Genomic DNA, 18,460 nt, shown 5'->3' with positions numbered 1-18,460 from the left:
GTCGACAATGGATCTGTCCCTAGTGGACTCTCGCGACCTCGATTCCGACCGCGCCGAACATCCGCAGCTTCCGCCTCCTGGTCGGCTCGGTGGTGAACCCGGCCTCCGCGATCCGCTTCGGCACGGCGTCGCCGACGTTGTCGCGCAGGTGGTCCTTCGTCGGCCCGTGGTCGTGGAACACGGCGTCGGCGAGCACCAGCACGCCGCCGGGCCGCAGCACGCGCCGGACCTCGGCGAGCATCTCGTCCTTCGACGCGGTGTCGAGGTGGTGCAGCATCAGGCTGGAGAAGACGGCGTCGAACGAGGCGTCCGGGAACGCCAGCTCCTGCGCGAACCCCTTGTCCAGCCTCGCGCGCAGCCCCGCACGACGCAGTTTGCGCTCCGCCCGCGCGAGCATCTTCAGATCGGGGTCCACGCCGAACAGTTCGACGTCCCGATGGCGCTTTCCGGTGGTCCGCAACAGGTTTCCGGTGCCGCAGCCGACGTCCAGCACGCGCTGCCCGCTGCGCAGCCCGGCCGCCGCGACCATCTCGTCGTGCACACCGGCGAGCCCGGACACCAGGTGCACCACTTCGTAGAGGGGCAGGAGGTAGTGCTTGCCCATTCCCGGCAGGTAGTCCCGCTCCTGGGACGATACTTCGGTCATGCTTCGATTCTGACTGCTGTCAGGGCAGTATTTCTGTGCCGATCCACGGTTTGAATGGGATGATTTGACGGTGCGAACCCAGCGAACACCCCTGAAGGGCGCCGAGCCCGCGCAGTACGCCTGGCAGCCGGTTCCCGGTGAGCTGTCCGTGGCGGTGGTTCCACTCGGGCACGGCGCGGACTTCGACGGCGCGCACGAGGCCCACTCGCACGACTTCCCCGGCATCGCCTACTTCTCCGCCGCGGGCGGCGTGGTCCGCCACGGCCGGCAGGTCAGGCAGGTGGAGGCCGGCGACCTGTTCGTCATCGCGCCCGGCGACGTGATGGGCCAGGCCCGCAGCGACGACCTCCTCGGCGCCCACGGCTGGAGCGTCTTCTTCACCGCCGACGCGCTCGGCCCCGATGCTCCCGGCGCACACCTGGCGTGGCGCACGCACCCGTTGCTGTTCCCGTTCGTCCACGGCGGCGCGACCGGTGCGTTGCGACTCAAGGTCCCCCAGGACCAGCGCGCCGAGTGGACCGCTCGCATCAAGGCGCTGCACGACGAACTGCGGCACCGCCGCGACGGCTACCGAGAGGCCGTGTCGGCGCATCTGACGCTGCTGCTGGTCGCGGTCTCGAGGCTCGCCGCGGACGTCGTCGGCGACCTGCGCGAGAACGCCGAACCACTGCTGGCCGAGGTGTTCGACGTGATCGAACGGCGCTACCCGGAGCCGTTGTCGCTGCGCGAGGTCGCCGCCGCGGTCAGCATCTCCCCCGGCCACCTGACCTCGACGGTGCGCAGGCGGACCGGCCGCACGGTGCAGGAGTGGATCACCGAGCGCCGGATGGTCCAGGCGCGGCGACTGCTGGCCGTCACGGACCTGCCGGTCGGCGACATCGGGCGGCAGGTGGGCTTCTCCGACGCGGGCTACTTCGCGCGGACGTTCGGCAAGCTGCACGGGATGAGCCCCACGCGCTGGCGGCGGTTCAACCACCTGAACGCCCGCTGAACTCCTGTGGACGGCCTGTCGATCATCAGGCGTTTCGCCGGATTCGTCCCTCTGCGCCGTGGCACTGTCGTGACCATGACCGGCGGGACACCCACGATGAACGACAAAGCCCTCGGCACGAGGTTCCACGACCTGATGGAAGTCGTGGTGAGGTGGCTGCCGTTCGGCCTGTCCCGCGTCGTGGCGCCGAGCCTCCTCGGGTTCGCCCTGATCAACGGGTTCACGTTCGGCATCGACCTGCTGCTGCTCACCGCGTTCCGCAGTGGTCTCGGCCTGCCGGTGCCGCTCGCGTTCACGATCGCCTACGTGCTCGCGTTCGGCCTGAGCTTCGTGCTCAACCGGGCACTGAACTTCCGCTCGCACGCGCCAGTCGGACCGCAGGCGGGCCTGTACGCCGTCGCGATCGCGATCAACTACCTGGCGTTCATCCTCGGCGTCGGCAGCGCGCTGACCGAGATCGGCCTGCAGTACCACCTGTCCCGGATCGTCGCCGGCGCGTGCGAGGCCGCGTTCATGTACAGCGTGATGCGCTGGATCATCTTCCGCGACAGCAAGAACTGACCTACGGCAGCGCCGCCAGCGACAGGCTGTTGCCGTCCGGATCCAGCGCCTCGACGTGCCGCACCCCGTTGGAGTACGTCTCGACGGGCTCGTGCCGGACCCCGTGAGCGCCGAGCCGTTCCAGTGCCTCGTCGAACTCGCTCAGCGCCACCCCGAACGTGACCATCGAGCCGCCCACGCGGGACGACCGCACGGCACGGGCGTCGAGCACGATGTACGCGTTCTCCCCCACCTGCCACAGGTGCTCTTCGCCGATGACCTCGTCCGCCTCGCGGCCGAAGAACACCCCGTACCACTCCAGCGACCTCGCCAGGTCGCTCACACACATCACGCTGTGCAGATCCACGCGGTCCACCCTCCCGAATCGTCTTGGAGGGGTGGACCAGCGCCGCGCTCCGAACTCATCGCTGTTCTCCCGGCACGAAGGTCGATTCGTCCGATTGGTCCAAGCAACTGGTTCAACCAATTGTTTACACTCGTGAACCAGGGCCGCCGACCCGTCACGCGAACCACCTCCCTCGCGGAGGTGTTCGCCACCTCCGCCTGCCAGGAGGCGTTGTGAAGACACGTACCCGGCTTGCCCTAGCAAGCCTGTCCGCCACCACCGCGGTCGTCGTCGCGTTCATCGTCCCCACGACGCCCGCGATCGCCCACGGCACGATGTCCGATCCGGCCAGCCGGGTCTACACGTGCAAGAACGAGGGTCCGGAGACCCCGAAGTCCGACGCGTGCAAGGCGGCCGTGGCCGCCGGTGGCACGCAGGCTTACTACGACTGGAACGAGGTCTCGCTGCTCGAGGCCGGCGGGCGCCACCGCCAGCTCATCCCGGACGGCAAGCTCTGCAGCGCGGGCCGCGACAAGTACCGCGGTCTCGACCTGCAACGCGCCGACTGGCCCGCCAAGCGGGTCTCGCCCGGTCCGCTGACCGTGACCTACCACGCGTCGGCACCCCACTCGAACAGCAACTTCGAGTTCTACATCACCAGGGACGGCTGGCACCCGACGCAGCCGCTGCGCTGGTCGGACCTCGTGCACATCCAGACGTTCAACGGCCAGAACCCCAGCACGTTCACGAACTGGACGCTGAACATCCCGAACCGCTCGGGCCGTCACATCATCTACTCGATCTGGCAGCGCGTGGTCGGCAGCAACGAGGCGTTCTACACGTGCTCGGACGTCGACTTCGGCGGCGGCACCACCAACCCGCCGACGACCACCACGACGACGACCCGGCCGCCGGTGACCACGACCACCACGACCCAGCCGCCGGTGGGCGGGACGTGGGCCGCGGGCACGACCTACTCGGTCGGCAACCGCGTCACCTACAACGGTGTGAACTACGAGTGCCAGCTCGCGCACACCGCCATCTCCGGCTGGGAACCGCCGGCCACGCCCGCCCTGTGGCGACGCCTCTGATGCGGTTCTTCTTGCTGGCGCTCGCCTTCGTGGTGTCCGGCTGCGCGGCCACGCAGCCGGACGCCGTGTTGCGCGGCGATCCGCTGGACGTGATGTTCCTGCAGATGATGCTGCCCCATCACCAGCAGGGAGTGGAGATGGTCGCCCTCGCGCGGGACCGGGCGCAGAACGAGGAACTGCGCATGCTGGCGGCCGCGATCGCGCAGACGCAGGCGACCGAGGCCGAGACGATGAAGGGCTGGCTGACGTCGTGGGGTGAACCGCTGACGGCACCGCCGGACTCGCACACGGGTCACGGCGGCATGCGGCAGTCCGATCCCGAGGAGGTCGCGAGGCTGACCGCGTTGCGCGGCGCGGAGTTCGACCAGCGCCTGCTCAACGTCATGATCGCCCACCAGGACGACGCCGTGCAGATGGCGCGGTGGGAGACCGGCAGTGGTGCCGACCCGGAGGTGAAGGACCTCGCGGACCGGATCGACAAGTCCCGCACCGCGCAGATCGGCATGATGAAGAAGTTCCTCGACCGGGCGTAACGGGGTACCCCATGGCGGACCGAAGGAGGCCGACATGCAACCCGTCCCGTTCGTTCCCTGGGTGTGGCGCGATCCGTCGTGGACCGGTGAGCCGGACCGCGAGCAGGACCTCGCGAATCGTCCCGACACCGGCCTGATCGGCTACGAGGTCGAGGCCACCGACGGCGGTATCGGCAAGATCGACCAGGACAACGCCAAGGTGCCGCACGACTGCCTGATGGTCGACACCGGCCCGTGGATCTTCGGCCGCAAGGTCGTGCTCCCGGTCGGCACCGTGCGGCACGTGGACCACGAGGAACGCAAGGTCCACGTCGACCGCACGAAGGAGCAGATCAAGAACGCGCCGGAGTACGACCCGGACGACCACGAGAGCTACCGCAAGCGCACCGACGAGTACTACGCCGAGAGCTATCGGCTGATGCCGCCCATGCTCTAGACCCGGTCCTCTGTGGACGCGGCAGGCAGGCCTGTCGCGTCCACAGCACGGATGGATACGCGGGCGATATGGACTTTGTTCTAACCTCGGGGCCGTGGACAGGGCACCGGGTTTGAGCGTCCGCCTCAAACTCACCATCAGCTACGCGGGCTTCCTCCTGGTCACCGGCATCCTGCTGATGGCCGCGGTGCTCCTCTACTACCTCTATTTCCTGCCCGACGGCTGGCTCCACACTCCCACCGGCAACTTCTGGATCCGCCGCGACCGTCTGCTGGCCTCCTTCGGGCCCTTCATCGCCGGGGTGCTGTGCTTCCTGCTGGTGTTCGGGCTCATCGGCGGCTGGTTCCTGGCGGGACGCGTGCTCGCCCCGCTCCACCGCATCACGCACGCCACGCGCGTCGCCGCGGGCGGCTCGCTCTCCCACCGCATCGAGTTGCCGGGGCGCGCGGACGAGTTCCACGAACTCGCCGACACGTTCGACGCCATGCTCGCGCGGCTCGAGACACACGTCGCCGCGCAGCAGCGGTTCGCGGCCAACGCCTCCCACGAGCTGCGCACGCCGCTGGCCATCACCCAGACGCTGCTCGACGTGGCGCGCAAGGACCGCGACGCCGACGAGCTCGTCGACCGGCTGCACTTCGTCAACGCACGGGCGATCGACCTGACCGAGGCGTTGCTCCTGCTCAGTCGCGCCGATCAGCGGACGTTCACCCGCGGCCGCGTCGACCTGTCGCTGCTGGCCGAGGAGTCCGTCGAGACGTTGCTGCCCCTGGCTGAGAAGCACGGCGTCGCCGTCGAGACGTCCGGCGACATCGCCTTCGCCGCTGGTTCTCCGGCGCTGTTGCTGCAGATCACGACGAACCTCCTGCACAACGCGATCGTGCACAACGACCGCGGCACCGTGTGGATCAGCACGACCGTCGGGCCCGCGTTCGTCACGCTCACCGTGGAGAACACCGGTGAACGGCTCACGCAGCGGCTGGTGTCGACGCTGACCGAGCCGTTCCAGCGCGGCACCGAACGCGTCCGTCGTGACCACGCGGGAGTCGGCCTCGGCCTGGCGATCGTCAAGAGCATCACGCAAGCGCACGACGGCACCCTCACGCTCACGCCTCGGGCCGAAGGTGGACTGCGTGTCACGGTGCGGCTGCCCGCCGCACCGTGACACGACCGCTCAGCCGATCGGGAAGTCGAAGTAGGTGTCCGGATAGGGCTCGTCGACCAGCGTGTAGTGCCACCACTCGCTGTCGTAGCGGCGGAGCCCGCAGGCCTCCATGATCGAGCACAGGTGCTGCCGGTTCGCCGTCTCGACCTCGCCGACCGCCGCACCGTGGTGCGAGATCGGGTCCATCAGGTCGTGACCGCCGCCCATCGACGCGAGCTCACCGGTGTCCAGGTGGTAGAGCGTCAGGTCGACGGTGCTGCCGCGGCTGTGGCCCGACTTCGCGGCCACATAACCCTGTTCGAACATCTCGGCCCTGGTGATGCGCGGGTGGTAACGGGCCTTGGTCCGGCCGTCCTCGGGCTGCTCGGCCCAGCGCAGGAAGCAGTCGACGGCGCGTTGCGGGCGATAGCCGTCCCACAGCAGCAGGCCGAAACCGAGCGACTCGGCCTTCTCGTGCGCCATCGTCAGGGCCGCGACCAGCGCCTTCGTGCCGACGATCCGGTTGACCAGGTAGCCGTCGACGGGTTTGCCGGTGAAGTTGTCCCACGTGGCGTACTTGGCGTCCCAGCGGATTCCGGGCACGTCCACGAAGACGAAGCCGGCGTTCACCGGAGTTTCCCCGTCAGCGCCAGCGACACCAGCCGGTCGATCACGTCGCCGAGCGACAGTCCCGCGGCCGCCATCATTCTCGGGTAACGGCTGTAGGAGGTGAGGCCGGGCATCGTGTTGACCTCGTTGAGAACCACCTTCCCGTCCGGTGTCAGGAACATGTCCACCCGTGCGAGGCCCGAGCAGCCCAGCGCGCGGTAGACGACCTTCGCCGTCTCCTGGACGAGAGCACGCGACTCCGCCGGGATGTCCGCGGGCACGATGAACGTCGAGTTCTCCGAACCGGTCTCGGGAGTGCTCTCCTGGTGGATCCGGAAGAAGCCGTGGGTCAGCGCGACCCGGTCCAGCTCGCCGACGACCAGGTCGTCCCCCGCGCCCAGGATCGAGCAGCCGATCTCGCTGCCCGTCACGGCCTCCTCGATCACGACCTTGGAGTCGTACTGCCGGGCGACCTCCAGCGCGACCTGCAGTTCGTCCTCAGTGGACACCTTGGTGACGCCGAACGACGATCCGGAGCGGGCCGGTTTGACGAAGACCGGATAGGCGGGCGAGTCCGGTGTGCCGGTCCAGAACGTCGGCGTCGCGACTCCTGCGCTTCGTGCGACGACATAGGTGAGCGACTTGTCCATGCACAGCGCGGAACTCTGGACGTCGCACCCGATGTAGGGGATGCCCGTCACCTCCAGCAGGCCCTGCACCGCGCCGTCCTCCCCCAGCCTGCCGTGCAGCACGGGGAACACGACGTCCAGCCCCAGCGCCTCGAACCTCCCGTCGCCCAGGACGAGCAGGCCGTCGGGCGAGAGCACGACCGGGCGGCCGTCCTCCGCGTCCGGGCCCGCGCAGAGCTTCCAGTCGCCGCTGCGCGTGATCTTGATCCAGAACGGGTCGTACTTCGCGAGGTCGAGGCTCCGCGCGACCTCCCCCGCGGACTTCACCGAGACGGGATGCTCCTCGAACGTCCCGCCGAAGATGATTCCGATCTTCACCTTGGTCACTGCATTCCCCCGTTTGCAAAGCTCAGGCAGTTGATGAGACTGTTTTCGACGGTGTCGCTCAGGGCGTGGTCCGTGTAATAGGCGGTGTGCGGAGTGATCAGCACGTTCGGCATTCTCCGTAGTCGCAGCAGCGCCTCGCTGTCGATGTCGCGAGCCCGGCAGTCGGTGTAGAAGATTCCTTCCTCACCTTCGACGACGTCCAGTGCCGCGCCGCCGAGACTGCCGCTTTCCAATGCCTCGACCAGGGCCTTGGTGTCGACGATCGGGCCACGTCCGGTGTTGACGACGATCGCGCCGGGTTTCATCAGCGCGATTCGGTCACGGTCGAGGAGGTGATGTGTTCCCGGGTTCAGCGGGGTGTGCAGCGTGACGATGTCGCTCACCCGCAGCAGTTCGTCCAGCGGCACGTAGTCGGCCGAGTTGCGGGGCCGGCTGTCATGGGCCAGCACGCCGCAGCCGAAACCGCGCAGCCGGTCCATCACCGCCACGCCGATGCGGCCGGTGCCGATCACGCCGATCGTCAGGTCGCGCAACTCCCTGCCGCGCACCGCGTTCAAGCGGTAGTCATGCAGGTCAGCGCGCCGGAGGACGGATCTCACGTCGCGCACGGCCATCAGCATCAACATCACCGTGAAGTCGGCGACGCTGTCGGGCGAGTAGGCGATGTTCCCGACGGTGATGCCCAGGCTCTCGGCGTACTCCACGTCGATGTGGTCGAAGCCGACGCTCCTGGTGGAGATGTACCGGACGCCCACGCGGCCGAGCGCCAGAAGGGTGGAATCGGTGACGCGGGTTTTGTGGCCGACGCTGACGCACTGGTTTCCGCGGGCCAGTTCGGCATTGGCCTCGGACACCGCCGACTCGGTGATGGTCGGCGTCACGCCGCAGCGGGGTGCCATTCTCCGGAACAGGACGGCCTCGTCCGGCTCGCACCCGTAAATCGTGATGCCTGTTGCCATGTCTCCCAGTCAAGAAGACGTGGCGTTGCCGGTCCGTATGCGGTTTTCGATATGTTCGCGATACGGCCGCTATTCGGCCTTGGTCACCAGCAGGTCGATCACGGCGGGCAGCTCGGTGCGCAACTGCGCAACGGTGCCGGCGTTTCCGGTGAAATGGTGCAGCAGCGCCCGCTGGAAGATGCCGTCGAGCGTCAAGTAAGTGGTGCCCGGCGACGCCGAGGGCGTGCCTCCGACCAGTTCGGCGTAGCGGCTGACGACCCGCCACACCATGTCCTCGCGGTGGCCGTCGATCTCCAGCACGTCGGCGCGGAACGACTCGTCGAACAGGCTCTGGTTGCGCAGGTCGTACCAGAGGCGGTGCAGCGGCGCGTCCTGACCGAGGGTGTCGAAGAACATCGCCACGAACTCGGCGCGCAACTGCTCCGCCGTCGTCGACGTGGCCACGACCTCGTCGTAGCGCGTCACGCAGACGACCTCGTACTGGCGGACCGCCTCGGTGAGCAGGTCGCGCTTGTCCGCGAAGTAGTAGTGCAGGACTCCGTGGGAGAACTCGGAGTTCTGCGCGATCTCCCGCAGACTCGTGCGGGCGTAGCCCAGCTCGGCGAGCGTGTGCAGCGTCGCCACGGCGAGCTCCGTCCGCCGGGCGTCGAACTTGTCGACCTGCCGGCGGGCGATCCGGTCCTGCTTGCGCGAAGCGACCTCTGTCACCCCCAGATCCTATCGCCCGCTGCGACAAACCTTGACCATTCGTCCAGAAAATCTTGGACAGTTGTCAAAGAAAAACTTGACGACTGTCAAGGAATAGCTAGTGTGTGGGCCATCTCACCGAGGAGGCGACTCAATGACGAGCTATCAGCTGAGCGGACGGAAAGCACTGGTCACAGGCGGCGCACGAGGGCTGGGCGCCGGCATGGCGCAGGCTCTCGCGGCGGCCGGGGCGTCGGTTCTGATCGGCGACATCCTGGAGGACGAGGGCAAGCAGACCGCCCAGGCGTTGCGTGACTCGGGGGCGACGGCGGAGTTCGTGCCGCTGGACGTCACCGACGACGCGAGCTGGGCCTCAGCGGTGGCCACGGCCGTCGACGCGATCGGCGGCCTCGACATCCTCGTGAACAACGCGGGCATCGAGATCACCAGCCTGATCACCGAACTCGACTCCGCCGACGTCCGCAGGATGCTGGACGTGAACGTGCTGGGCACCGCGCTCGGCATGAAGCACGGCCTGCGCGCCATGCGTCCGGGAGGAGCCGCGGGCAACGGCGGCTCGATCATCAGCATCGCGTCCGTCGCGGCGACCATCGCCTTCCCCGGCATCAGCGTCTACTCGGCGACCAAGTCGGCGATCGACCGCCTGACCAGGGTCGCGGCCGCGGAGTCCGGCAAGCTCGGTTACGGCGTGCGGGTCAACTGCATCTACCCCGGCCTCACGCCCACCGCGATGGGCAACCAGCTGGCCGTCGACTGCGCCCAGCTGGGCCTCTTCCCCTCGGTCGAGGCCGCCGTCGGCGCGGTCGTGGAGCTCACGCCACTCGGCCGGCTCGGGCAGGTCGACGACATGGCCGACGCCGTGGTGTTCCTCGCGTCGGACGCTTCGAAGTTCATCACCGGGGCGGGTCTCCCGGTCGATGGCGGAATGGGGATGTGACCATGCCTACCGACAAGCCTGTCGTCGTCTACGGTGCCTCCGGCTACACCGGTCGCCTGATCTGCGAGTACCTGCGTGAGTACGGCATCCCGTTCCTCGCCGTCGGCCGCGACGGCAAGAGGGTCAAGGAGGCCGTCGACGCCGTGCCCGGCATCGACACGGTCTGCTACGACGTCGTGGAGGTCGAGCACACCGAGGAGGCGCTGACCGAGGCGTTCACCGGTGCCAAGGTCGTGCTCAACACCGTCGGGCCGTTCTCCCGCTACGGCCACGAAGCCGTGCGGGCAAGCCTGAACGTCGGCGCGCACTACACCGACACCAACGGCGAGCAGGACTGGATGATCGACGCCGAAGCGCAGTACGGCGCCGAGTTCGCGAAGCAGGGCCTGCTGATCTCCCCCGGCATCGCGCAGATGTACACGGTCGGCGAGATCGCCGCGCAGATCTGCCTGGAGCAGCCCGGACTGGACACTTTGGACATCGGGGTGTTCTGGAAGGGTTACCCCACCGTCGCCTCCACCAACACCATCCTCACGAACGCCGCGTTCTCGAAGGCGTACTTCCTGGAGCAGAACGAGTACGTGGAATGGCCCGCGGACGCGGGGCTCTACGAGCTCACCGTTCCCGGCCAGCACGAACTGGGCCTGGCGCTGCCGTGGGGCGGCACCGCGCATCCGGTGTGGTTCAAGAAGGACCCGCGCGTCGCGTCGGTGCGGGCGCTCGGCGGTGTGTTCAACCGGCCGTTGATGCTCGGCGTGCCGCAGATCGTCGCGGCGGCGCTGGAGCAGATGGAGGGCAAGTCGGACGCGGAGAAGTACGAGATCGTCGACGCGTTCTCCGCGCAGGTGCGCAGTGAGATGCCGCCCCGCGAGAACCCGCGGATCAACATCTCCCTCGACTCCGTGCACGCCTCTGGTCCGCTGGGCCGCGCGCACTGCGTGATCCACGGCAACTGCAACTACAAGCAGACGGCGCTGCTGAACGTGCACGCCGCCGTGCACCTGCTGCAGGACGCGCCGCGCCGGACCGGGTTCGCGTCGGCCTGCCAGGCGTTCGGGCACCGGGAGCTGCTGGGCGCGCTGCGGTCGTTCGGCCTGGTCCTCGACCCGATCCTCGAAGTGCACCGCTGATGCAGCTCTGCGACTACCTGGACAAGGGGGCGTCGCTCGGAGGCGACGCCCCCTGTCTGACCATCGACGGCTCCTCGCAGAGCTACGCCGAGGTCCAGCAACGCTCCCGAGCCATCGCGGGAGCGTTGCAGGGCAGCGGAATCGGGCCGGGCGACCGGGTCGCGGTGCTGTCGGCGAACGACCCGCTGGCACTCACCTGCGTGTTCGGCATCTCGCGGGCCGGGGCGGTGTGGTGCCCGGTCAACCCCCGCAACGAGGCGGCGGAGAACCGCGAGCTGCTCGACCTGTTCGGGTGCCGCTGCCTGTTCTTCCAGGCGAAGTTCGCTCCGCTGGTCGACCGCATCCGCGGCGACCTGCCCGCGCTGACCACGCTGGTGTGCCTGGACGGCGAGGTGGAGGGCGCGGTCACGTTCACCGACTGGCTCTCGCGCTTCGGACGTGAGCCGGAACCGGTGACCGTGGCCGACGACGACCTCTGCGTGCTGGCGGGCACCGGTGGCACGACCGGGCGGCCCAAGGGCGTGCGGCTGACCGGGCACAACCTGGAGACCGCGACCGCGCTGACCCTGATGAGCTACCCGTTCGGCGACCGGCCGCGGTACCTGGCGCTCGCCCCGCTCACGCACTCGGCGGGCGTGCTCACGTTCCCGATCATGTCGCTGGGCGGCGAGACGGTGATCATGCCGGCGCCGGACCTCGGCGAGTTCCTGCGGCTGATCGAGCACCACCGGATCACGCACGCGTTCCTGCCGCCGACGGTGATCTACGGCCTGCTCGACCACCCCGCGCTCGACTCGACGGAACTCGGTTCGCTGCAATGCCTCTGGTACGGCGCGGCACCGATGTCCCCGGTGCGGCTGACCGAGGCGCTGCACCGGATCGGGCCCGTGATGGGGCAGCTGTTCGGGCAGACCGAGGCGCCGAACATGATCGCCACGCTGGCCCCCGCGGACCACTTCCTGCCCGACGGCTCGATCGCGCACGAGCGGTTGTCGTCGGCGGGCAGGCCGACACCGCTGACCCAGGTGGCGATCATGGCCGCGGACGGCGCGCTGCTGCCCGCCGGCGAACGCGGCGAGATCGTGGTGCGCGGCCCGCTGGTGATGGCCGGGTACCACGAGAACCCGGCGGCCACGGCCGAGGTGAGCACGCACGGCTGGCACCACACCGGTGACATCGGGTACCTCGACGCCGACAACTACCTGTTCATCGTCGACCGCGCCAAGGACATGATCATCACCGGCGGGTTCAACGTCTACTCGGCCGAGGTCGAGCAGACGTTGCGGGCGCACCCGGCGGTCCAGGACAGCGCGGTGGTCGGGCTGCCCGACGAGAAGTGGGGCGAGCGGGTGACGGCGGTCGTGCAGCTGCGTGCCGCCGGCCACGCCGATCCCGCCGAGCTGATCGCGTTCGTGAAGGAGCAACTGGGCGGCGTGAAGGCGCCCAAGCAGGTGGAGATCTGGCCCGACCTGCCGCGGTCCAAGGTGGGCAAGGTGCTGAAGGCCGAGATCAGGCAGCGACTCGCAGCACTCGAGGTCCCTTGACCTCACTGCCGAGCGGAGATCGACGGGTAGCGTTCGGGCAGTGGAACCTGCCGCGCTGCCGCTGGGCCGTCCTCGCGAGGAGCGGGCCGATGCCGCGCGCAACCGTGCTCACCTGATCGAGGTCGCCCGGGAGATGGTCGCGGAACTGGGCGCGGACAGGGTCACGATGGACGGCCTCGCCGAACGTGCCGGACTCGGCAAGGGCACGGTGTTCCGGCGCTTCCGCACCCGTGCGGGCATCTTCCACACGTTGCTGGACGAGGAGGAGAAGCTCTTCCAGCAACGGGTGATGGCCGGTCCGCCGCCGCTCGGGCCAGGGGCCTCGGCGACCGAACGGCTGGTCGCGTTCGGACGCGCACGGCTCGAGTTCCTCGTCGAGCACACGGTCCTGGCGCGCGCGTCCCTGGACCCCGGCCAGCCAGTGCCCGCCGGCGACAGTCCCTCGCTGTTCCACGTCCACATGCTGCTCACCGAGGCGTGTCCGGACGACGCCGCCAGCGGCACCCTCGCGTTGCAGCTCGTGGCGGCGCTGGAAGGGCCGATCCTGCTCTACCTGCGGGCTCAGGACGAGGACGCGCCCGACCCGGAAGCCGTGGTGAACAACCTGATCACCAGCTGGCAGGTCCTGGTCGAGCGCGTCTGCGGTTAGGCCTTGGTGCGCACGGTGAAGCGGTCGATCGTCAGCGCACCCGCGTCCAGGCGCAGGCCGAGAGCAGGCGCCCATCCCGCGACCACCGATGGATCCACCACGGACCCGATCGGCGCGGAGCGCAGCAACGTCCACCGGCCGGCGTGCTCCTGCCAGCTGGTCAGCTGACCGTTCTCGACCACGACGGCGAGCCGGTCGCCCGGTGCCCAGGTCAGGGTCGCGCAGCAGCCGCCGGTGGCCTCGTCGCCGCGGCGAACGCCCGCCACGGTCACGTCCACGCCCGAAGCCCTGCCCGCGTTGTTGAACCAGGCCAGGGCGAAGTCGCGGTTCCCGGCGATCTGGCCGAGGAACAGGCTGTCCTCGGGCGCCGAGCCCGCGAACGACCGGGGTTCGACGACGACCGCCGTGCCTCGGGCGGCACCGGTGACCGGCGCGGCGAGCACCGCACCGGCACGCGTCCCGGCGCTCGCGGTCAGCACGCCGTCCGCGACCTTCAACGCCGGTGGCGGCTCGCCGAACGGACCGTCCACGCGGTACGAGACGAGACGGTCCGTCTCGTAGGTGTCGTCCCAGACGATGGTGGAGTAGGCGGCGGGATCGAAGACGGTCTGCGCGGAGCTCAGTGCCGACGTGACACCGCTGTCGCCGGAAGCCGTTGCCAGCAAACGGATCGGCGCCCGCTCACCCAGTCCCAGGCCGGTAGGTGCCGTAACGCGCCACCGGGTGACGAGACTCCGGCCCGTCCCGAGCTGTGCGGCGTAGGCCGACGACAGTGGCACCGCCGTCCACCCCGGCGGTACGGCGAGCGTCGCCCGGACACCGCGCAACGGTTGCTGTGCCTGCAAGGTCGTGGTCGTCTCGACCGTTCCGGCGCGGACCGCGAGATCGTCCGGGATGGAGGCCCGCAGCCCTCGCACCGGCGACCGCCACGACGAGAACGACGTGATGCCGACGGCCCCGCCATCCGCGCGGCGCGGCAGGATCCGCACCCGGCTGGTGGTCACCGCCGGTTCCACCAGGACGCGGTTCAGCTGACGTGCCACCGGTTGCGCGGGAGTTCTTCGCTGGCCGGGGATGTCCCGCCACTGGCCGTCCCAGTACTGCAGGTCGAACGTCGCCGGCACGCGCACTCCCCCGCCGTCGTCGTAGAACACGACGCGCAGATCCGAGATCGGTGCCGGCACGCCGAGGTCGACCTCCAGCCAGTCCGCGGAGTTCGGGCTGCCGTACGACGTCCAGCGCGTGCCGGGCACGTCGAGGTGGAAGTCCTGGCCGTCGATCGCCTTGGCAGGCGGGTCGGCGCTGTAGCTGTGGGACGCGCGGGCGGTGGGGAACCCGGTGCGGCTGACGTTCGCGAAGTCGTCGACGAGCTCCGGGACGTCCGCCGAGGTCCGTGCCGGGATCGTCAGGCGCACCGGTGCGAGGCCGGCCTGGGTGTGCGTGAGCCGACCGTCGAGCCAGACCCGCAGGCCCGCGCCCTTGCCGTAGCGGCTGCCGTCCCTGTCCCACAGCACGGTGAGGTTGTGCCCGTGGTACGGCACGTTCTCGGCGGCGAAGTGGTTCCAGGAGTCCGGGACCAGCGGAGCGATCGACACCGCGGTCCCGAGCTGCGGCCGGATGCCGAGCAGGCCGGACAGCACGTTGTCGTTGAACGTCGAGTGGTTGTAGTCCTCGCTGTGGCCCTTGCCGTCGTACAGCCAGCGGTTCTCGTCGGGGTGGTGCGCCTCGGCGACGTAGGGTTCGCCGTTCTTGCGCTGTGTCAGCGCATAGCCGCGCAGCACCGCGAGGTAGTCGTCGCGGTCGACGTAGGACTGCGCCGGGTAGTCGATCAGCAGGTTCGCCAGCGCGGTCAGGGTCTGGCTGGTCGCGAACGGCCAGCTGGGGCCGTTCCAGCGGCAGCAGCCGTTCAGCGCGTCCCGCATGAACCACGGGCTGCGGCGCTCGGCGGTGGTCGGCCCGTACGGCGCCGCGAACCCCTGCGGGTCGGTCAGTTGCGCCCACGCAGCGCTGTTCGCCGCGGGCGGCATGTGGAAGTACCACGGCACGAAGCCGATCGCCTCGCGGTCGGCGAGCTTGGTGCGGCCGGGGTTGTCGTCGCGCATGACGTGCTTGTAGAACTTGCCCGCGTCGTCCCAGAGCCACCGCTCCTGGCTCGCCCGCAACGCGTCCGCGGCCTGGTCGAAGGGGCGCGCGCCCGCTGCGTCTCCCCGCGCCTTGAACAGCTGCGCGATCGCCCGCGCGTCGCCGTACTGGTAGGCGTTGAGGGTCGGCCGGAAGCCGTCACCACCGTGGTACGGATCGGGGCTCTGGTACGAACTGGCCGTGTACTCCATCGCGTCCCACACCGGCGTCTGCCAGTAGAGCCCCAGGTCCTGGTCGAACTGCGGTGACCAGCGCTGCCACTGCCGCACGAGCTCGGGCAGCCGATCGGTGGCGAACCGGGAGCGGCCGTCGACCGCGGCACGTGCCGCCACGGCGTCGGCGGCCCAGAACGAGTACTGGTGGGCCCAGTCGGTGGTGTTCTTGTTGAGGAAGTCGGTCGCGGGCTTCGGACCGGCGCCGGAGCCGCGCAGCCAGTAGTCGACGTAGTCGTCCAGATAGCGGTGGTCACGCAGCCAGCGGCCCTCGTAGACGTGGTGGCCCGCCGCCGCGACGATGCCGCCGTTCGGGGCCGAGTAACCGACCGGGCCGAGGAACTCGGAGACGATCCAGCCGTCCTTCGGGCCGGTGTACTTGAGCGCCTCGCGGTAGGTGCGCCAGCGGTAGTAGTAGGTGTCGCGGATCTCCCGGTCCGGGAGGTCGACGAACGGGATGTTCGCCTCGTACCAGGCCGGCTCCGGGACGTTCCCCAGCAGCCCGGCGTGGTCGAGGAAGTTCGTGCCCGCACCCACCGAGGGGTACGGGTCAGGTGCCGCCGCGCGGTCCTGCCGTGCCACCGCCGGCCCTGCCGTCGAGATCGTCAACACCGCCACCACGAGCATCGTCATTGACACGCGCATGGGTCCATTGAAGTGGGAGCGCTCTCAACGCGCAAGACTCAACGCAGTCCGACATACCTCCACAGGATCTCGAACATCGTCGATCGTCGCCGCCGCCCGGGCCGCCGCGGCGGCGAAGCCCGGATCGCCCAGGACCCGCGTCACGGCGTCCCCCAGACCCTCCACAGTGGACGGACGCACAACGAGCCCGCTCCCCTGCCGCGCGATCCGGCACGCCATCTCCCACTGGTCACCGCCACCGGGCACCACCACGACGGGAACGGCGGCCCGCAACGCCTTGACCAGCATCCCGTGCCCGCCACCGCACACCAGCACCGCGGCCTGGCGCAGCAGCGCGTCCTGATCACCCGGCCCGGACCGCGCCCACGACGGCAGATCGGCCGGCGCGGGCGCGAACGTCGACACCACGGCCCGTACACCCTTGTCCCGCAACGCTTCCAGCGTCATCTCCGCCATGCCCCGCGTCCCGGTCCACGCCGTCGAGGGGGCGATCATCACCAGCGGAGCGTCACCCGGTGGCGGGGTCAGCGTCTCCTTGCTCGCCTCCCACAGCAGCGGCCCCACGACGTGCGCGTCCCGCGGCCAGTCCGGCCGCGGCACCTCCAGCGCGGGCAACGTCGCGATCAACCGCGCCGCCGGTCCCGTTCCCTGGGCGTCGAGCCCGATCCGCTGCCGCACAACGGCACGCTGGCGTTCGCCCTGCCTCAGCGACCTGGCCGTCAGCGCCCGCAGCACCGAGTCGCGCAGCTTTCCGCGCACGCCGGTTCCGGCCGCCAGCCCGCTGCCCATCGGCGGCAGCCACTTCGACGGTTCGTAGAGCGGATGCGGCGACAGCTGCACCCACGGCACGCCGGCCAGTTCGGCGGCCATGCTCGCGCCCAGCGCGAGAACGTCGCACACCACCAGATCCGGTTCCAGCGCGGCGAGTTGAGGGGCGAGGGCCAACGCCAGCGTCGCGGCCTGGTCGTGCAGCGCCCGCCCGAGATCCGGCACGTCCTTCAGGTCGTCCAGCGACAGGCCGGGCACTCGCGAGGCCGCGATCCCCTCGGCGATCGCGGGTTCGACCCAGCGTTCACCGGTCAGCAGGACCGGGGTGTCGCCGGCCTCCGTGAACCGCAGGCACAACGCGATGGCCGGCACCACATGACCGGGATCGCCCCCGGAGACAACCACGACTCGCACCGGGCAGATCTAGCCTTCTTCGCCCGGCCTGTCCAGTGTTCGCGCCGGCTGGACGGCATGGATCTCACCGGCCAGCATGAATCCAACCGTGCAGCCGGAGCTGAACAGTTCAGCGCACGCGGTCCGTAGCGCAGCCGACGAGGAGCATCACCAGGACGGCCGCGAGCGCGTGGTCACCGCTGAGCGCGAACACGCCCGCGAGTGTGAGCCAGAGCACAAGCCTCATGGGTCGAGGTTAGGGACCGTACGACGAGGTCCGCATCTCATTTGGGCAAGGCTTGATGGTCCCTTAGGCAAAACTGAACTGTGACGACACGTGAGTTCTGGGACCAGCACGCAGCGACGTTCGACGACGAGCCAGACCACGGGTTGCGCGATCCACGGGTGCGTGACGCCTGGGCTCGGCTCCTCCTGCCGCTCGTACCCGAGGCGTCCTGCGTCGTGGACCTCGGATGCGGCACCGGCAGCCTGTCCGTGCTGCTCGCCGAAGCCGGCCACGACGTGCACGGCCTGGACCTGTCCGAGGAGATGGTGAGGGCCGCACGGGCCAAGGCGTCGGCGGCGGGCGTGGCCGTCGAGTTCGGCACCGGCGACGCGGCTCACCCGCCGCACCCGAAGGCGTCCTTCGACGTCGTGCTGGCGCGGCACGTGCTGTGGGCGTTGCCGGATCCGGCCGCGGCGCTGGAGGAGTGGGTGTCGTTGCTGGCGCCGGACGGCGTTCTCCTGCTGGTGGAGGGCCGGTGGTCGACCGGCGCCGGACTGACCTCCGCGCAGACCCGCGAACTGGTGCTCGGCGTGCGCGCGGAAGCCGTCGTCACCCCGTTGACGAGCGAGGACCTGTGGGGCCGTTCGATCGACGACGAGCGCTACCTCCTCGTGAGCCGGCGGTAGGGCAGCAAGCTGCGCACTAGGCCGAATTACTCCAGAAAGTTCTTGCAACGCTTTGCCGGGTGTGCCTGCGGATGCTACGACCTTCAGTGAACCCCTGCAGCAAGGAGAC

Annotated in this window: 19 protein-coding genes; 11 read left to right on the top strand and 8 right to left on the bottom strand. The window is 69.4% G+C overall.

The features are described 5' to 3' along the window. Nucleotides 1-19: 19 nt before the first annotated feature. Nucleotides 20-646 carry a class I SAM-dependent methyltransferase gene (locus IG04_RS0138330; protein ID WP_144065241.1) on the bottom strand — a complete coding sequence of 209 codons (627 nt, stop codon included), beginning with the start codon at nt 644-646 and terminating at the stop codon, nt 20-22. A gap of 70 nt (nt 647-716) precedes the next feature. Here IG04_RS0138330 and IG04_RS0138325 point away from each other — a divergent pair, with 70 nt between their 5' ends. Together IG04_RS0138325 and IG04_RS0138320 are read left to right on the top strand one after the other, a co-directional pair. Next, nucleotides 717-1,637 (top strand): AraC family transcriptional regulator, encoded by a 921-nt coding sequence (locus IG04_RS0138325; protein WP_051771636.1) that lies wholly within the window; start codon nt 717-719, stop codon nt 1,635-1,637. 75 nt (nt 1,638-1,712) lie between these two features. Then, entirely contained in the window at nt 1,713-2,198 is a 486-nt protein-coding gene (locus IG04_RS0138320) for a GtrA family protein (protein WP_144065240.1), read from the top strand. A gap of 1 nt (nt 2,199) precedes the next feature. On the opposite strand, the gene IG04_RS0138315 is transcribed toward IG04_RS0138320, so the two are convergent. Then, complete coding sequence (locus IG04_RS0138315; protein ID WP_051771672.1) at nt 2,200-2,544, bottom strand: VOC family protein; 345 nt, start codon at nt 2,542-2,544, stop codon at nt 2,200-2,202. Between the two features lie 212 nt (nt 2,545-2,756). Between IG04_RS0138315 and IG04_RS0138310 the strand changes: the two genes are divergently transcribed. The 4 genes from IG04_RS0138310 to IG04_RS0138295 all read left to right on the top strand — a co-directional run bounded on the left by IG04_RS0138310 (nt 2,757) and on the right by IG04_RS0138295 (nt 5,748). Beyond that, entirely contained in the window at nt 2,757-3,614 is an 858-nt protein-coding gene (locus tag IG04_RS0138310; protein ID WP_051771633.1) for a lytic polysaccharide monooxygenase, read from the top strand. After that, nucleotides 3,614-4,147, top strand: coding sequence for a DUF305 domain-containing protein (locus IG04_RS0138305; RefSeq protein WP_036016722.1), 534 nt, complete (start codon nt 3,614-3,616; stop codon nt 4,145-4,147). The genes IG04_RS0138310 and IG04_RS0138305 overlap by 1 nt, the downstream gene beginning before the upstream one ends. Before the next feature lie 34 nt (nt 4,148-4,181). Then, entirely contained in the window at nt 4,182-4,583 is a 402-nt protein-coding gene (locus IG04_RS0138300) for a hypothetical protein (RefSeq protein WP_030481651.1), read from the top strand. Between the two features lie 94 nt (nt 4,584-4,677). Further along, nucleotides 4,678-5,748, top strand: a complete 1,071-nt coding sequence (locus IG04_RS0138295; protein ID WP_030481650.1) for a sensor histidine kinase — start codon at nt 4,678-4,680, stop codon at nt 5,746-5,748. Nucleotides 5,749-5,757: 9 nt separating this feature from the next. Here IG04_RS0138295 and vanX read toward each other — a convergent pair whose 3' ends face one another. The 4 genes from vanX to IG04_RS0138275 form a co-directional block, all read right to left on the bottom strand. Continuing rightward, complete coding sequence (vanX, locus tag IG04_RS0138290) at nt 5,758-6,357, bottom strand: D-Ala-D-Ala dipeptidase VanX (RefSeq protein WP_030481649.1); 600 nt, start codon at nt 6,355-6,357, stop codon at nt 5,758-5,760. Next, nucleotides 6,354-7,352 (bottom strand): D-alanine--D-alanine ligase family protein, encoded by a 999-nt coding sequence (locus IG04_RS0138285; RefSeq protein ID WP_030481648.1) that lies wholly within the window; start codon nt 7,350-7,352, stop codon nt 6,354-6,356. The genes vanX and IG04_RS0138285 overlap by 4 nt, the downstream gene beginning before the upstream one ends. Continuing rightward, nucleotides 7,349-8,311 carry a D-isomer specific 2-hydroxyacid dehydrogenase family protein gene (locus IG04_RS0138280; RefSeq protein WP_063758368.1) on the bottom strand — a complete coding sequence of 321 codons (963 nt, stop codon included), beginning with the start codon at nt 8,309-8,311 and terminating at the stop codon, nt 7,349-7,351. The genes IG04_RS0138285 and IG04_RS0138280 overlap by 4 nt, the downstream gene beginning before the upstream one ends. A 69-nt stretch (nt 8,312-8,380) precedes the next feature. Beyond that, nucleotides 8,381-9,019, bottom strand: a complete 639-nt coding sequence (locus IG04_RS0138275) for a TetR/AcrR family transcriptional regulator (RefSeq protein ID WP_030481646.1) — start codon at nt 9,017-9,019, stop codon at nt 8,381-8,383. A 133-nt stretch (nt 9,020-9,152) separates the two neighbouring features. Between IG04_RS0138275 and IG04_RS0138270 the strand changes: the two genes are divergently transcribed. The 4 genes from IG04_RS0138270 to IG04_RS0138255 are packed head-to-tail and all read left to right on the top strand — an operon-like array spanning nt 9,153 to nt 13,279. After that, nucleotides 9,153-9,956, top strand: a complete 804-nt coding sequence (locus tag IG04_RS0138270) for an SDR family NAD(P)-dependent oxidoreductase (protein ID WP_030481645.1) — start codon at nt 9,153-9,155, stop codon at nt 9,954-9,956. A 2-nt stretch (nt 9,957-9,958) separates the two neighbouring features. Next, entirely contained in the window at nt 9,959-11,086 is a 1,128-nt protein-coding gene (locus IG04_RS0138265; protein WP_030481644.1) for a DUF5938 domain-containing protein, read from the top strand. Beyond that, a complete protein-coding gene (locus IG04_RS0138260; RefSeq protein WP_030481643.1) occupies nt 11,086-12,630 on the top strand; it encodes an acyl-CoA synthetase in 1,545 nt (514 codons plus the stop codon). Before IG04_RS0138265 ends, IG04_RS0138260 begins: the two co-directional genes overlap by 1 nt. Nucleotides 12,631-12,670: 40 nt before the next feature. Next, nucleotides 12,671-13,279 (top strand): TetR/AcrR family transcriptional regulator, encoded by a 609-nt coding sequence (locus tag IG04_RS0138255; protein WP_030481642.1) that lies wholly within the window; start codon nt 12,671-12,673, stop codon nt 13,277-13,279. Here IG04_RS0138255 and IG04_RS0138250 read toward each other — a convergent pair. Both IG04_RS0138250 and IG04_RS0138245 read right to left on the bottom strand, forming a co-directional pair. Continuing rightward, nucleotides 13,276-16,278 (bottom strand): MGH1-like glycoside hydrolase domain-containing protein, encoded by a 3,003-nt coding sequence (locus tag IG04_RS0138250; protein WP_030481641.1) that lies wholly within the window; start codon nt 16,276-16,278, stop codon nt 13,276-13,278. The two genes, IG04_RS0138255 and IG04_RS0138250, sit on opposite strands and share 4 nt — an antisense overlap. A 24-nt stretch (nt 16,279-16,302) precedes the next feature. Then, nucleotides 16,303-17,460 (bottom strand): glycosyltransferase, encoded by a 1,158-nt coding sequence (locus tag IG04_RS0138245; RefSeq protein WP_030481640.1) that lies wholly within the window; start codon nt 17,458-17,460, stop codon nt 16,303-16,305. 306 nt (nt 17,461-17,766) lie between these two features. Here IG04_RS0138245 and IG04_RS0138235 point away from each other — a divergent pair, with 306 nt between their 5' ends. After that, nucleotides 17,767-18,351: a class I SAM-dependent methyltransferase gene (locus IG04_RS0138235; protein WP_030481639.1), complete on the top strand. Its 585-nt coding sequence runs from the start codon at nt 17,767-17,769 to the stop codon at nt 18,349-18,351. Nucleotides 18,352-18,460 lie beyond the last annotated feature (109 nt).

The organism is Lentzea albidocapillata (genome assembly GCF_000719115.1).
Taxonomy (GTDB): domain Bacteria; phylum Actinomycetota; class Actinomycetes; order Mycobacteriales; family Pseudonocardiaceae; genus Lentzea; species Lentzea albidocapillata.
Note: the sequence above shows the minus strand (reverse complement) of the source record. Positions and strands in the feature narration are given on the sequence as shown.

Bases quoted from the DNA above. Each gene is read 5' to 3' on its own strand.
- IG04_RS0138330 (WP_144065241.1), bottom strand. From the start codon at position 646: ATGACCGAAGTATCGTCCCAGGAGCGGGACTACCTGCCGGGAATGGGC.
- IG04_RS0138320 (WP_144065240.1), top strand. From the start codon at position 1,713: ATGACCGGCGGGACACCCACGATGAACGACAAAGCCCTCGGCACGAGG.
- IG04_RS0138305 (WP_036016722.1), top strand. From the start codon at position 3,614: ATGCGGTTCTTCTTGCTGGCGCTCGCCTTCGTGGTGTCCGGCTGCGCG.
- IG04_RS0138300 (WP_030481651.1), top strand. From the start codon at position 4,182: ATGCAACCCGTCCCGTTCGTTCCCTGGGTGTGGCGCGATCCGTCGTGG.
- IG04_RS0138280 (WP_063758368.1), bottom strand. From the start codon at position 8,311: ATGGCAACAGGCATCACGATTTACGGGTGCGAGCCGGACGAGGCCGTC.
- IG04_RS0138270 (WP_030481645.1), top strand. From the start codon at position 9,153: ATGACGAGCTATCAGCTGAGCGGACGGAAAGCACTGGTCACAGGCGGC.
- IG04_RS0138265 (WP_030481644.1), top strand. From the start codon at position 9,959: ATGCCTACCGACAAGCCTGTCGTCGTCTACGGTGCCTCCGGCTACACC.
- IG04_RS0138260 (WP_030481643.1), top strand. From the start codon at position 11,086: ATGCAGCTCTGCGACTACCTGGACAAGGGGGCGTCGCTCGGAGGCGAC.
- IG04_RS0138250 (WP_030481641.1), bottom strand. From the start codon at position 16,278: ATGCGCGTGTCAATGACGATGCTCGTGGTGGCGGTGTTGACGATCTCG.